General features: G+C 63.5%; 12 protein-coding genes and 2 tRNA genes. 10 read left to right on the top strand and 4 right to left on the bottom strand.

Annotated features, from left to right (window positions below):
* Positions 1 to 544 precede the first annotated feature (544 nt).
* Positions 545 to 1,279 carry a hypothetical protein gene (locus HND55_03475; GenBank protein QKK01799.1) on the bottom strand — a complete coding sequence of 245 codons (735 nt, stop codon included), beginning with the start codon at positions 1,277 to 1,279 and terminating at the stop codon, positions 545 to 547.
* A gap of 139 nt (positions 1,280 to 1,418) precedes the next feature.
* Here HND55_03475 and HND55_03470 point away from each other — a divergent pair, with 139 nt between their 5' ends.
* The 4 genes from HND55_03470 (at position 1,419) to HND55_03455 (ending at position 6,342) form a co-directional block, all read left to right on the top strand.
* Positions 1,419 to 2,036, top strand: coding sequence for a TetR/AcrR family transcriptional regulator (locus tag HND55_03470; protein QKK01798.1), 618 nt, complete (start codon positions 1,419 to 1,421; stop codon positions 2,034 to 2,036).
* Positions 2,037 to 2,044: 8 nt separating this feature from the next.
* Positions 2,045 to 3,160, top strand: coding sequence for an efflux RND transporter periplasmic adaptor subunit (locus HND55_03465; GenBank protein ID QKK01797.1), 1,116 nt, complete (start codon positions 2,045 to 2,047; stop codon positions 3,158 to 3,160).
* On the top strand, positions 3,157 to 6,180 hold the full coding sequence (locus HND55_03460; protein ID QKK01796.1) for an efflux RND transporter permease subunit: 3,024 nt from the start codon (positions 3,157 to 3,159) through the stop codon (positions 6,178 to 6,180). The genes HND55_03465 and HND55_03460 overlap by 4 nt, the downstream gene beginning before the upstream one ends.
* A gap of 87 nt (positions 6,181 to 6,267) precedes the next feature.
* Positions 6,268 to 6,342: transfer RNA gene (locus tag HND55_03455), tRNA-Val, on the top strand.
* 300 nt (positions 6,343 to 6,642) lie between these two features.
* Here HND55_03455 and HND55_03450 read toward each other — a convergent pair.
* Together HND55_03450 and HND55_03445 are read right to left on the bottom strand one after the other, a co-directional pair.
* Positions 6,643 to 7,005 carry a MazF family transcriptional regulator gene (locus HND55_03450; GenBank protein QKK01795.1) on the bottom strand — a complete coding sequence of 121 codons (363 nt, stop codon included), beginning with the start codon at positions 7,003 to 7,005 and terminating at the stop codon, positions 6,643 to 6,645.
* Positions 7,005 to 7,205 (bottom strand): MazF family transcriptional regulator, encoded by a 201-nt coding sequence (locus HND55_03445; GenBank protein QKK03970.1) that lies wholly within the window; start codon positions 7,203 to 7,205, stop codon positions 7,005 to 7,007. The genes HND55_03450 and HND55_03445 overlap by 1 nt, the downstream gene beginning before the upstream one ends.
* 441 nt (positions 7,206 to 7,646) lie before the next feature.
* On the opposite strand from HND55_03445, the gene HND55_03440 reads away from it, so the two are divergent.
* From HND55_03440 to HND55_03420, 5 genes are all read left to right on the top strand, one after another.
* Positions 7,647 to 7,736, top strand: a tRNA-Ser gene (locus tag HND55_03440).
* 686 nt (positions 7,737 to 8,422) lie between these two features.
* Complete coding sequence (locus tag HND55_03435; protein ID QKK01794.1) at positions 8,423 to 8,758, top strand: hypothetical protein; 336 nt, start codon at positions 8,423 to 8,425, stop codon at positions 8,756 to 8,758.
* Positions 8,759 to 8,798: 40 nt separating this feature from the next.
* A complete protein-coding gene (locus tag HND55_03430) occupies positions 8,799 to 9,671 on the top strand; it encodes a DUF692 domain-containing protein (GenBank protein QKK01793.1) in 873 nt (290 codons plus the stop codon).
* Between the two features lie 49 nt (positions 9,672 to 9,720).
* Positions 9,721 to 10,410 (top strand): DoxX family protein, encoded by a 690-nt coding sequence (locus HND55_03425; protein QKK01792.1) that lies wholly within the window; start codon positions 9,721 to 9,723, stop codon positions 10,408 to 10,410.
* Positions 10,411 to 10,447: 37 nt separating this feature from the next.
* Positions 10,448 to 11,122: a response regulator transcription factor gene (locus tag HND55_03420; protein ID QKK01791.1), complete on the top strand. Its 675-nt coding sequence runs from the start codon at positions 10,448 to 10,450 to the stop codon at positions 11,120 to 11,122.
* 32 nt (positions 11,123 to 11,154) lie between these two features.
* Here the strand turns inward: HND55_03420 and HND55_03415 are convergent, their stop codons facing one another.
* The gene (locus HND55_03415) at positions 11,155 to 12,477 is read right to left on the bottom strand and encodes a GHKL domain-containing protein (protein ID QKK01790.1); all 1,323 of its coding nucleotides are present in this window, start codon (positions 12,475 to 12,477) and stop codon (positions 11,155 to 11,157) included.
* Positions 12,478 to 12,634: 157 nt separating this feature from the next.
* Between HND55_03415 and HND55_03410 the strand changes: the two genes are divergently transcribed.
* Positions 12,635 to 13,138, top strand: coding sequence for a DUF456 family protein (locus tag HND55_03410; GenBank protein ID QKK01789.1), 504 nt, complete (start codon positions 12,635 to 12,637; stop codon positions 13,136 to 13,138).
* The last annotated feature ends 19 nt before the right edge of the window (positions 13,139 to 13,157 follow it).

Below are 13,157 nucleotides of genomic sequence, written 5' to 3'. Positions count from 1 at the left end.
CCGCTGCTGCGTTCCGCCGCTTGGCAAGGGCTACGGCCATTCCCTGCGCGGCGCGCCTTGCAGTGGAGCGCTACAGGAACGCTGAACCCTAAGTTATCAGGTTGAAGGACCACTAGTGGGCCATGCGGCTAATGAGGTAACACTCAGCCGTCGCACAAGCGTTGTGGGCAAGGCGCGCGAGCGCAGGACTGGCCATCGCCAATTCAAGCGAGTGCAACGCCGCCCACAGCGCTTGTGCGGCGGCCCTTCGGGAGCCACTGTGCTGGCGCGACTCGGCGTTGCGTTTCTTGGAAAGGGACCAACCATTCCCTGCGAAACGCGCCCTGATTCGCACACAGCACAATGGCTCTGAGTGTTACCTCATTAGCCGCATGGCCCACTAGCCCGCATTATTCATGAATCGCCGCGATGATTGCGCAGGGGATTGTTCGCACAGCGGATTTTCCGACCGAGCGGAATACCAGGCTGTATTTCCGAGGGAGGAAAATCCGCTGTGCGAACAAGGCGCAAGCAAGGGCGCGAGTGAATTCATGAATAATGCGGGCTAGCGCCGCCCGCCCGCCAGGCCGGCGAACGCCTGCGGGTGCTCCCGCGCGAGCGCTTTGATCTGTTCGTCGGACAGGGTTTCGAGCACGCCCAGCATCCAGTCACGCTCGGCCTCAGCCAGGGCGGCGGCCGCCTCGGCGCGCTGATCGATCAACCGGCGGATGGACTCACGCTCGGCCTCGGCCAGTTGCGCGCGCAGCTGTGCGGTGGCCTCGGCCAGTGTCTGCCGGTGCTCACGCGCAGCCTCGCTGCGCTTGGCGTCAGCCGCCTCCAGGGCGCGGCGCTGGTCTTCGGCCAGCCCCAGCGAGGCGCTGATATCGTCGTCCTGCCACCACGAGCCGCGCAGGCTGGAACGCCGCCCGAAGTGCTCGACGACGCTCGGGTCACGGGCATCCCTACCGTCGCCGCGCTGCTGACGCATGCGCTCACGGATTGCCGCCCGGCGCTCGGCCCGCACCTCGTCATCGACCACTTCGCCGCGGCGCTCGCGCAGCTGCTCCATCAACTCGCGGCGCCGGTCCGGATCGCGCATCGCCTCGCGAAGCGCTTCCGGGTCGCGGGAGAGCTCAGCCAAAGAGTCGCTATCGCTGCCGGCCGTATTGCCCTCGGTTTCGGCTTCGGCCGCTGTGGACTGGTCAGACGGGTCCTGGGTGCGGTCGGATTCCGGCCCGTTCGCCTGGCCACAGCCGGCAGTCAGCCACAGCGCGATCAGAAGGATGCCGCATTGACGCATGATCCATCTCCGTTTCTCAATCCAGTGACAGGGCTGTCAGTGTAGCGGAAGCGCCCCGCGTCCTGCAGCCTGGCAGGCCGGATTCCGCGTATCGGGCCGGTTATTGACCGGTCGACCAGTTCATAGTAAACTGGCCGGCATGAACGAATATGCCACCCGTGATCCTGACCTGACCCGCGCAAGGATTCTCGACGCGTCGCTCGCGCTGTTTCTCGACCAGGGCTTCGCAGCCGTCACCATGCGCGAGATCGCCGAACGCTCCGGGGTGACCAAAAGCCTGATTCATCACCATTTCGGCACCAAGGAGGCCCTGTGGGAGGCGGTCAAGGAATACGCCTTCCTGCACTACTACGAGGCCCAGAAGGAAGAGCTGACCACAGCGCGCGAGCCCAATGTCGAACTGCTGCGCAGCGGCGTTGTGCGTTTTTTCGAGTTTCTGCGCAGCAACCCGCAGGCCGTGCGTCTGTTCGCGCTCACCCATCTCGAGGGCGATACCAGCTGCAGTCATCTCGACGAGGAACTCGCCGCGCTGGGCGCCGAGCGCGTCCGTCAGGCCCAGCAGCGCGGGCTGCTGCGCGACGACATCAACCCGATGCATGTCGTGGCGATGTTCATCAACGTCTGTACCCAATGGTTCGAGGCGCATGATCACCACGCCCGGTGGCCAGGCATCGGCAGCGATGACGATTTTCTCGAAGATTTCCTGAAAGTCTTCATGGACGGACTTCAACCGCACCACTCCACCACCAGCCAGTAGACGTATCCATGTCCGATTCAAACGCCCCTTCCCACCGCCTCGGGACTGACCGGTCGACCAGTCCATGCCGGATCGCAAGCCTGCTCCTGCTCGTCGCGCTGATCACCGCCTGCAGTGACTCAACCGGGCTTCCGCAGGCCGATGCCGACCCCGGCCGGCCGGTGCGAGTCGCTGAAGTCACCGAAACCGGGCGCAGCGGCAGTTTGCGTCTGCCCGGTGTCACGCGCGCCGTAGAGCGGGCTGAACTGGCGTTCCTTCATCCCGGCCAGCTGGCCGAGCGCCCGATCGGCCTGGGCACGCCGGTCAGCGCCGGGCAGACCCTGGCAGTACTGCGCAACCCGTCGCTGATGCCCGGTGTGGCTGCAGCCGAGGCACGGGTGCGCGAACTCGACGAGCAAATCGAACAGCTCGAACGCGATACGCGCCGGCTCGAAGACCTGCACGAACGCGGACTGATCGCCACCGAGGAGCTCGAACGCACGCGTGCCCAGCGCAACGCCGCGCGCGAAGGACGAGACCAGGCCCGCGCACAGCTCGAGGAAGCGCGCGACCAGCTCGAGGAGGCGCGGCTGCGCGCGCCGTTCGATGGCCGGATCGTCGCGTTCCATGCCGAACCGGGCCAGTTTGTCGCCGCCGGCCAGCCGGTCATGTCGATCAGTTCAGAGCGACGCCTGGAGGTGGAGCTGGCCCTGCCGGCAGGCCTGTCACGACAACTCGAAATCGGCACCACCCTAACCGTTCGACAACTCGCGCATGCCCAAGCGGCAAAGGCAAGCGTGCGTGAGATCGGTCTGGCTGCACCGGGTCAGCCGGCCCGGGTCATCATCGATCTGGAGCCGTCCGATCAGTCGCTGTGGCAACCTGGCCAACCTGTCCAGGTGGAGTTGGGCTGGCTCGGCGAAACCGGCTTGAGTGTACCCCTGGCGGCGTTGCTCGACACCGGAAGCGGGATCAGCCAGGTGTTTCGGGTGAACCAGGGGCGGGCCGAGGCTGTCCCCGTGGTGGTCGGCGAACTGCTGCACGGGCGCGTCCGGATCAATGGCGATCTGAGCACCGGTGACCGGATCGTCATTGCCGGACACAGCCAGCTGCTTGACGGAGAACGCGTGCGGGTGCTGCCATGAGCCTGATGTCCGGAGCGCTCGATCGTCGGCGCCTGATTCTGGCGGCAGTGGTCATGCTGTCGCTGATCGGGCTGGCGGCGTGGTTCGGCATGGACCGCCAGGAAGATCCGTTCTTTCCCTACCGCTACGGCCACGTGCTGGTCACCTGGCCAGGTGCCGAGCCGGCCGATGTCGAACGACTGGTGCTCAACATCCTCGAAGAAGAGATCGCCCAGGTCGATGAGGTCAACGAGATTCGCGGCACGGCCCGCCTGGGCTTTGCCCATGTCATTGTGGGCATGCACCAGCATGTCTACGATACCGACGGTGTGTGGGACCGCATTCGCATCGCAGTCGCCCGGGCCGAACGGCGTTTCCCGGACGGCGCCGGGCCAGCCGAGATCAAGGACCGGGCGATGGAGACTCACGGCATCGTGCTGGCCGTGACCGGTTCCGATGACCTGCTCGAGCTGCTTGACGCCGCGCGCCAGCTGCGACGCGAGCTGTTTCGCGTGCCCGACATCGGCCGGGTTGACCTGATCGGCCAACCCGGCGAACAGCTGACCGTGGCGCTGGACCCTGCGCGCGCGCTGGCAACCGGTGTCACGGCCGGTTCTCTGGCCGCCCAGCTGGCCGCGCGCAACCATGTCCTGCCCGGCGGCACGCTGGTGGCCGGCGACCGCAACCTGATCGTCCAGCCGCTGAGCGATTTCGACTCGCTTGACGAGCTGGCCGCCACACCGATCCAAACGGCAACAGGTGCCCTCGTGCCGCTGGCCGAGATCGCCAACCTCACGATCGGACCGGCCGAGCCGGCCACCGAGCGAGTGTGGTTCAACGGTCGGCCAGCCGTCGGGCTGGGCATTGTCATTCCCGAAAACCGCCTCAACGCCGTGCGCTTCGGCCAGCGCACGCGTGAGCTCGTCGACGAGGTTCGCGGCCGTCTCGCGCCGCTGGAAATCCACGAGATGTTCTTTCAGCCGCGCTGGGTCGAGAAGCGCCTGGCCGAACTGGGCCGCTCACTGCTGATCGGCGTGGTCATTGTCGCGCTGGTCCTGCTGCTGAGCATGGGGCCACGGCTGGGGCTGGTGGTCGCCGGACTGCTGCCGATCGTGACGCTCTCGGCACTGGCCATCTACGCGATCGGCGGCGGCGTGCTGCACCAGATTGCCGTCGCCGGCCTGGTCATTGCCCTGGGTATGCTGGTCGACAACGCGATCGTCATGGTCGAAAACCTCCAGTGGCATCTCGACCGGGGTAAACAGCGCGCCCAGGCCGCAACCGCGACGGTCAGCGAACTGGCCGGACCGCTGGCGGCCGCGACCGGCACCACCCTGGCCGCCTTCACCCCGCTGCTGATTTCCGCCGGTGATACTGCGGACTTCACGCGCGCCATCCCGATCATGGTCATGCTGGTGCTGGCGGTCAGCTATGTTTACGCGGTATTCGTCACCCCGACGATTGCTGCACTGCTGCTCAGGCCGGGCAGCGCACGCCCCGGCGAAGCACTGGCCGCGCTGGGCCGCCGGCTCGGTCAGCTCGCCGTGGTAAGGCCGTGGCTGATCCTGGCCGCAGCCACCTTGCTGATTGTCGGATCGCTCGGCATCAGCGGGTTCATGCAGCGCGATTTCTTCCCCAGCACCGACCGCAACCAGCTGATCGTCGATCTTTACTTTGCCGAGGGGACGCGCGTTGAAACAACCGCACTACAGGCCAGCGAGCTGGCCCATGAGCTGCGGGAGCTGCCCATCGTCCGCGCTGTCCATCACTTTGCCGGCTTCAGCGGCCCGCGCTTCTACTACAACCTCATCGAGATCCCGCGCAGCCCGCACCTGGCACGCATCGTGGTCGTCACCGAAAGCGATGGCGACCTGCCAGCATTGCTCGACTGGATCCGCCAGCATGCGCCGCAGCGCATCCCGGCCGCCCAGGTCGTTGCCCACCGTCTCGGCCAGGGCCCACCGGTCGATGCCCCGGTTGAGGTCCGGCTGTTCAGCGAAAACGCCGAGGCGCTGGCCATCGCCAGCCGCCAGGTGATGGCGGTCATGCGCGCCACGCCGGGAGCCGCCGACGTGCGCCACAAGCTGGGCGACGGAATTCCCACGCTGGAATTTCGCATTGACGATGCCGAAGCCGCCCGACACGGGCTGGCGCGAGAGACCATCGCCACCACGCTGGCACAGGCCACGCTGGGTCGAGACATTTCGACCTGGCGGGCCGGGCGCGAACCAATGCCGATCCGGCTGCGCACCCCCGAAGGCGAAGCGCTGCCGACCCGCGCACTGGAAGGCCTGCAGCTCGAGGGCATCCACGGTGCGGTGCCGCTGGCGACGTTCGTCAGTACCCGACTGAAGCTGGAGCCGGCCGTCGTTCACCACCGCGACCTGCGCAGAATGACCGCGGTCCTGGCCGAGACAGCCGACGGCTCGACCTATAACCAGGTACTCGAGGAACTGAGACCGCGGCTCGATGCGCTGAACCTGCCCGGCGGCGTCGAGCTGGTCTATGGCGGCTCGGCCGCCGAAGCCGACACGGCCAACACGGCGCTTTATCAGACGCTGCCGATTGGCGTGGTGCTGCTGGTCGTCTTTCTGCTCTGGCAGTTCAACTCCTTCCGCCTGGTCGGACTGGTGCTGCTGACCGTGCCGCTGGCAACGGTCGGCGTCATTCCGGGCCTGATCCTGGCCGGCCAGCCCTTCAGCTTCACCGCCACCCTGGGCGTGGTGGCGTTGATCGGTATCGTCGTCAACAATGCCATCGTGCTGATCGACGTCATCGAGTCGCATCGCGCCGAGGGGTTGACGCTGGAGCAGGCCATCAGCAGCGCGGTCGGGCGCCGCATCCGCCCCATCCTGCTGACCACAGCCACAACGATCTTCGGCCTGCTGCCGCTGACCTTTACCCAATCGACGCTGTGGCCGCCGCTGGCCTGGGCCATCATCTCGGGGCTGCTGGCCGCCACCCTGCTCACGCTGCTGGTCATCCCGGCCGCCTACCGCCTGCTGATGTCGCGTACGACCGACCTGCAGCGCACAGGCTAGCCCGGCAGGAGCGACAACCGCTCCCCCATTGCCACGCGCACAGAATGCCCCTATCATATCCGGCTCCGGCACAAGCTGGCGGCAAGTGGGCGATTAGCTCAGCGGGAGAGCACTGCCTTCACACGGCAGGGGTCGCTGGTTCGAACCCAGCATCGCCCACCAACCTGATTCAGACCGCCAGGCGGGAAACCCATGATTTTCATGGGCTTTTTTGTGTCCGGTCGAAGCACGACCACGCCCCCCGCACATTCAAGCCGGACCTCAGGTTTTCGCTTGCGCCCATTCTGTGCCTGAATTGCGTCCGGCGCGTGCCAGCACGGGCGGGAAATTGACTCCTGCCCACTCGCTCGCTCAGTGGCGCTCAGATAAGCCGCGCAAGGTGCCTCATCCCAGGCCAGGCACCCTCAACCGCCCAATATTTTCAAACTCAGATATCAGGCGTGGCCCGGTGCCGGTTTCCCATTACTCGATAAATTTCTCGATCACACTATCCGCTCCGATCAGGGGGATAATGCGGACCAATACCTGATCCATCACACCATCTTCAGCCTTGGTGATGAAAGCTGCTTTCCGATTTTTCCAGGAGAGCGTTTGGATGAGGCTTGCGGCCACTACAGAAGGGTTATCCAGATTATCAACGGCAACTTCAGTGGCAACACCCCGAATGCTAGTGCTGATCGGGCAGCAAATCAGGAGTCCGGTCTGCTTGTTGTACTGTTTGGACGACAGTACGAGGGCTGGCCGGTATTTGCCAATCTCTTTCCCTTTGGTGGGCTCAAAGTCCAGCCAGATCATATCGTTTCGATCAGGGACGTACTGAGCCATCAACCCCCCATTTCAGTTGAAGTGGGTTGGGCCAGTTCATCTGCATGAACCCCGTGTGCATCGAGCCCTTTCAGCAAATCAGCTTCCGAGAACGGAAGATTGACCTTGCGTGTCGCGTTTTCCGCAGGCTCAATCACAATCTTCCCCCCCTTCACATCAATGGTGACGGGGCTGGAGACGTCCAGTTTCGCCTGGGCCATAATCTTGCTGGAAAGTCGGACAGCCGCGCTGTTTCCCCAACGCTTGATTTGGCTCTGCATGGTTAACCTCTCGCTGACGGTTGTAGCTGATTAGGGGGTTACATTAGCTGCCCCCGGGCTGCGTGTCAACAAATGTATCTACATTTTTACCGGTTTCACGCCGCCCCGAACGGCTTTCGCGAACGGGCACCGCTAAATCCCTGTACGAACCGGGGCCCCGGCGAGCCCCCGCCGGGTTTTGAATGCCCCAACCGGGCACTGGAGACGACTAACCGGGCACCCGCTGCGCGGCTCTATCGTCATGCCTGGAGCCGAGCGCTATGCAAGGGAACAACAAAAGACTCTTGCAAACTCGACCCGCGCATATCAGGGTCACTCCCGCACGGGAGGCCGAAAGCGAGGCTTTGCGTACCTCGTGTTCGGGAAGTCTAGGAAAACCCAGGGCAATTCAGCCGGGCGCCCGGGCAGCAGTCATAATCTGTTTCCTTCACACGGCAGGGGTCGCTGGTTCGAACCCAGCATCGCCCACCAACCTGATTCAGACCGCCAGGCGGGAAACCCATGATTCTCATGGGCTATTCTGATTGACCATGCTATTAACCCGGCACGAGATTAGATCGCATTCAGCCACAGCGTGCGCTTCGGCAGCAAGGCAGCGAAACGCCGCTGTAGTGACCCTACAGCAAGTTTCGATAACGTAACCTGCCGAAGCGCACGCTTTGGCCTGTCTTATTGAAATCAATCGATTAGGGGCTTCAAGCAGGCCCCGACTCTGCGTTCTCGCTCTTGTCAATGGAACCACCATTCGCTGCGAGCGACGCCTTGATTCGGGGCCTGCTTGAAGCCCTGAATGCGATCTACATTCGTGCCGGGTTAGTAGCCTGTCCCGCCTCCAGCCGAATTCACCTAGACCGGCCAGGATCAACCCGATCGCCGCGCCAGTCATGTGCTGAGGGGTTGATGAAGCACTACGAATACTGGTCGCCGTCCGCCCCGTGACCGGCAGCCCTGCCGGGGGGACAGCAATTTTACGTGTAATTCCGTAGTGACGGCCCCGGAAGCATCGTCTAGGATTGATCCCACGCTGGAGACCAGGAGTGGGTTGAACAAGCCAAACCACCTTCTGTTTTCCACCCGAATCGGCCGTTAGGGCTGTTTCGGGTTCGGGCATGGCCCGAATCAACTGATGCTCTCAATCGCAACTGGAGGTTTATCACATGGCTGACAAGAAACTGCTGACTTCTGCAATCGGTACCGTTGCCGCACTGTCGTTTTCCATCGGCAGTTTTGCCGCCGACACCAACCAGGCCGACCCGTTCCAGGCCGAAACACTTAACAGCGGCTTCATGGCTGCGCAGGCAAATTTCGGTGACAAGGACGAGGAAGGCTCCTGCGGCGAAGGCTCGTGTGGAGAAGGTGAAGGCGAGGACAAGGACGAGGAAGGCTCCTGCGGTGAAGGTTCCTGCGGTGAAGGCTCCTGTGGAGAAGGTGAAGGTGAGGACGACAAGGACGAGGAAGGCTCCTGCGGTGAAGGTTCCTGCGGCGCAGCCTGATCGACCATTGTTGCCCACAGCCTGATCTGGAGAAACGACGATGACCCATCATCCGTCCATCGAAGGAGCAGGCCTTGGCCTGAGGCGGGCCCTGCTGGGCCCGCTGCAGGACGCCGATCTGTCTCCGGTCGGCTTCATGGAAGTCGCCCCGGAGAACTGGATCGGGGTTGGCGGTCGGCTGGGACGCAGGTTTCGCACCTTCACTGAACGCTTCCCGTTCGTCTGCCACGGCCTGTCCCTCTCGCTCGGCTCGCCCGACCCGCTCGACGAGGGGTTCCTGCGGCGGGTTCGCAACTTCCTCGATGAGCACGACATTCGCGGTTACTCGGAGCATCTGAGCTACTGCTCGGAAAACGGCCATCTCTACGACCTGATGCCGATCCCCTTCACCGATGAGGCGGTCGACTGGGTCGCCACACGAATTGCGCGCACCCAGGAGCTGGTGGGCCGACAGATCGCCGTTGAGAACATTTCCTACTATGCTGCCGTCGGCGCGGAAATGAGCGAACTCGAGTTCATCAACGCCGTGCTCGAGAAAGCGGACTGCCTCTTGCTGCTCGACGTCAACAATATCTACGTCAACAGCGTCAATCATCGATACGACGCCCGTGAATTCCTGGCCGGACTGCCGGCCGAGCGGGTGGCCTACATCCACGTGGCAGGCCACCACAACGAGGCCGAAGACCTGATCGTCGATACCCATGGTGCAGCCGTGATCGATCCGGTCTGGGCTTTGCTCGACGCCGCCTATGACCGGCTCGGTCCAGTCGCCACACTGCTTGAACGCGATTTCAACTTTCCGCCGGTCGACGAGCTCCTGGCCGAGGTCTCCACGATCAGGCGCCTGCAGCAGCGCCACGCAGGCTTCCGGACGGAACGATCAATGAGTGCCGGTCAATCGGCAACGGCCTGAGCCGCTGCGGACAGACAACAACATCGAAACACCTGACGGGAATACCAGAATGCTCATCGACTTCTACGACAAACTGGCACAGCGCCTCAGCGGCGCAGGCAACTGGCTGGCACCGCTCGGATTGCGACTGCTGCTGGCCTACGAGTTTTTCAGCGCCGGGCGCCAGAAATGGGGCGCGGGAATCGGCGAGGCGCCCGGCTGGTTCGCCAACCAGGATTTTCCGGTGCCGTTCGGTTTGCTGTCGGCCAACATGAACTGGGCCATGGTGACGCTCGGCGAACTGATTGCCGGCCTCGCCATTCTTCTGGGCCTGTTGACGCGGTTCTTCGCTTTCGTCCTGATTGTCATTACCACGGTCGCCATTGTCTCGGTCCACTGGCCCGAAAGCTGGGCCAGCCTGGGCCAGCTATGGGAAGGCTATTCGGTCTCGCGGGTCATGGATGACGGCGAATTCCGCGGTAATTTCCGCATCCCGCTGCTGTTCATGGCCATGCTGCTGCCGCTGTTGTTCCTTGGCGGGGGCAAGCTCAGCGTCGACCATCTGCTGGTGACGCTGACCGGTCGTTCCACCAGTCTCGATCAGGGCAGCGAGGACGTTCTTGCGTTCGCCATTGCGACATTGATCCTCGGGCTGGTCGCCGTTTATCTAATCCTGTCCTGGGGTATCGTGCTGCTGCTGCTCAGCGCTGCGCTGTTCGTCTACGCCAGGGTTCGACAGGTGCCGGTGCCGGCTGCCTGAAGAACCGGTCAATGGCAATGCCACAACAATTCCGACGATGAACGCTGGCGCGCAAACCAGCCCCCATCCGGCCAGCACCGGCCAGGCCAGCTACGAACCCTGCGTGTTCGTTACCGACGACGACGAAGCGGTGCGCGGCGCGATTTCCTTTTTGCTGCAGGCCGAAGGTCTGCCGCATGAAACCAGCGCATCGGCCGCCGAGTTGCTCGACAAGATCACGCCGGATCATCGCGGTTGCATTCTGCTCGACGTGCGCATGCCTGGCATGGGCGGACTGGAACTGCAGACGGCCCTGGCCGGGCGCGGCATTCGGCTACCGATCATCTTCATCTCCGGTCATGCCGATGTCGGCACCGCGGTCCGCGCCGTGCAGGCCGGCGCATTGGACTTCATTGAAAAACCGTTCGACGACGAGCAGCTGCTCGAAAAGATCAACAACGCGCTCGAACTGGACAAGACCGAATGGTATGGCCAGGCAGACCGTGAGCAGATCGAGCGTGCCCTGCAGAGCCTCACGCCGCGTGAGCGTCAGGTCATGGAGGGCATTCTCGAGGGCAAGCTCAACAAGATCATCGCGTCCGATCTCGATATTTCGGTTCGGACGGTCGAAATCCATCGCGCCAACGTGCTCGACAAGCTCGAAGCGCGCAACAGCTCGGAGATGATCCGCAAGGTATTGTCGAGCTACAGCTACCGCGACTGGCTGCTCTGAGCCGTCCCGAACCCGTACTCAGGCCATCATTCTCATGCCGGACCGGAGGGCGCGGCCGGGATGTGCTCGGGCAGGGAAAAGCAGAAAGTCGCGCCACTGCCGGTGTCTTCCTCCAGCCACATGCGACCCTCGTGGTTGTCGACAACCGATTTGCAAAGCGACAAGCCAATCCCCATGCCTTGCTTGCGGGTGCTCGCGAACGGCTCGAACAGCCGATCGCGAATCGTCTCGCTGACGCCATTGCCGGTATCGGTGACCTTGACGATGACCTGGGCGGTGTCCTGGCGGAACACGCGCACGGTCAGCACGCGTTCCTCGTGATCACTGTCGTTGATGGCTTCGATACCGTTGCGCGCCAGGTTGAACAACACCTGCTGAATCAGAATTGGATCGGCCTTGACAACCGGCAGTTCTGCTGCCATCTGCAGATCGAGCTGCACGCGGTGGTGATGCGCCTCGGTTTCAAGCAGCACGGCGCACTCGCTGACCAGGCGCGCCATGGGTACCGGCCGGCGCCGAATGTCGCCACGCCTGACGAACTCACGCAACTTGTGGACGACACGCTGGGTGCGCTCGGCGTTGGCCAGTGACTTCTCCATCGCCTCACGCAGGCTGTCAGGATCAAGCCGACCCTGTTTGAGCATGCGCAGGGAAGTGCGGCAGTAGGTCATGATCGCGGTCAGGGGCTGATTGACCTCGTGCGCCACGGCCGACGCCATTTCACCCATGGTGCTGACACGCGAGACGTGGGCCAGTTCATTGAGATGCTGACGCGCCCGGGCTTCGCTGTCGCGCAGCGCCTTTTCGGCCTGGATGCGCTCGATCTCGGCACCGGCGCGCGCCGCTATGATGCGAAACATCGACTCCACCAGGGTGTCAGGCTCCATCGGCCGTCGGTCGAACACGGCAATATGGCCGACGATACGGCCGTCGCTGGGGGCGAAGACCGGAATACCGATGAAGCTCTCGACGCCTCCTTCTTCGCTGGCCCACTCCGGATAGCGCTCGCTCATTCGGTCGGGGTAGAAGCAGAATCCGTTACCGCTGATGACGTGTTCACACGGCGTCCCGACCAGGTCGAACTCGATGTTCTCGGACAGACCGCCACCCTCCCAGTAGGCGAGCGTGCGCACGTGGTTTTCCGGATACTCGAGACACTCGGTCACCAGTGCAGCGTCAACGCCCAGGTTCTGGGCCAGCTTGGCCACAAGTGAACGAAAATAATCACCCCCCGTCAGTGGCGCCGTCACCTCGTTGATCATGGCGACCAACTCGTCGAATCGGGCCGCCTGTCGCTCGTTCAGCGCCCGCTGTACACCAGCCTCATCGGCACTCACACTCTCAATCATCGCCATGAACGAACTCCACTGCAATCGGAAAGCGGCTGCTGAAACAGACAACTGCGCTGGCAGATGATTCCGCCGGACTCCCTGACGCGACACTCTGCCGGCGCACCGGTTATCCTTTCAGGATTGTCATCAGGACGGTACCACTGACTGTGTCGAGACGCCGATGGAATGGTTGAGTTGGGAGCTGCTGGTCTGGCCAGGCTGGGTGCTGGCGGTGCTGCTGATCATCGTCGGCCTGGCCGGAACGATCCTGCCCGTTCTCCCCGGGGTGCCCATCGTATTGCTTGGCCTGCTGCTGATGGCCTGGCTCGATGGCTTCGAGCGAGTGGGCTTTGGCACGCTGTTCTGGCTGGCTGCCCTGACCGTGCTGTCAGTGTTCATCGATTTCATCGCCACCGCTGAGGGCGCCCGTCGGTTCGGCGCAGGCCGCCACGCCATACTGGGCGCCACGCTGGGTCTCCTGGTGGGCCTGTTCTTCGGAATCTTCGGTATTCTGCTGGGCCCCTTTATCGGTGCCGTGCTGGGTCACATGGCGGGCAAGGCAAACCTGGACGCGTCGCTGCGCGCCGGTGTCGGCGCCAGCATCGGCGTGGTCGTCGGCACGGTGGCGGGCGCGGCGATCGGTGTCTTGATGGTGGCCTGGTTTATGGTGGCGTGGTGGTTGTAAGGGGCCCGGTTTACGGATT

The organism is Pseudomonadota bacterium, assembly GCA_013285445.1.
Taxonomy (GTDB): Bacteria; Pseudomonadota; Gammaproteobacteria; order Xanthomonadales; family Wenzhouxiangellaceae; genus Wenzhouxiangella.
This window is presented reverse-complemented; position numbering and strand designations above follow the sequence as displayed.

What these genes read in the sequence shown, in the direction of transcription:
- HND55_03475 (QKK01799.1), bottom strand. Translation starts at nt 1,279, where the DNA reads ATGCGTCAATGCGGCATCCTTCTGATCGCGCTGTGGCTGACTGCCGGC.
- HND55_03470 (QKK01798.1), top strand. Translation starts at nt 1,419, where the DNA reads ATGAACGAATATGCCACCCGTGATCCTGACCTGACCCGCGCAAGGATT.
- HND55_03465 (QKK01797.1), top strand. Translation starts at nt 2,045, where the DNA reads ATGTCCGATTCAAACGCCCCTTCCCACCGCCTCGGGACTGACCGGTCG.
- HND55_03460 (QKK01796.1), top strand. Translation starts at nt 3,157, where the DNA reads ATGAGCCTGATGTCCGGAGCGCTCGATCGTCGGCGCCTGATTCTGGCG.
- HND55_03450 (QKK01795.1), bottom strand. Translation starts at nt 7,005, where the DNA reads ATGGCTCAGTACGTCCCTGATCGAAACGATATGATCTGGCTGGACTTT.
- HND55_03445 (QKK03970.1), bottom strand. Translation starts at nt 7,205, where the DNA reads ATGGCCCAGGCGAAACTGGACGTCTCCAGCCCCGTCACCATTGATGTG.
- HND55_03435 (QKK01794.1), top strand. Translation starts at nt 8,423, where the DNA reads ATGGCTGACAAGAAACTGCTGACTTCTGCAATCGGTACCGTTGCCGCA.
- HND55_03430 (QKK01793.1), top strand. Translation starts at nt 8,799, where the DNA reads ATGACCCATCATCCGTCCATCGAAGGAGCAGGCCTTGGCCTGAGGCGG.
- HND55_03425 (QKK01792.1), top strand. Translation starts at nt 9,721, where the DNA reads ATGCTCATCGACTTCTACGACAAACTGGCACAGCGCCTCAGCGGCGCA.
- HND55_03420 (QKK01791.1), top strand. Translation starts at nt 10,448, where the DNA reads ATGAACGCTGGCGCGCAAACCAGCCCCCATCCGGCCAGCACCGGCCAG.
- HND55_03415 (QKK01790.1), bottom strand. Translation starts at nt 12,477, where the DNA reads ATGGCGATGATTGAGAGTGTGAGTGCCGATGAGGCTGGTGTACAGCGG.
- HND55_03410 (QKK01789.1), top strand. Translation starts at nt 12,635, where the DNA reads ATGGAATGGTTGAGTTGGGAGCTGCTGGTCTGGCCAGGCTGGGTGCTG.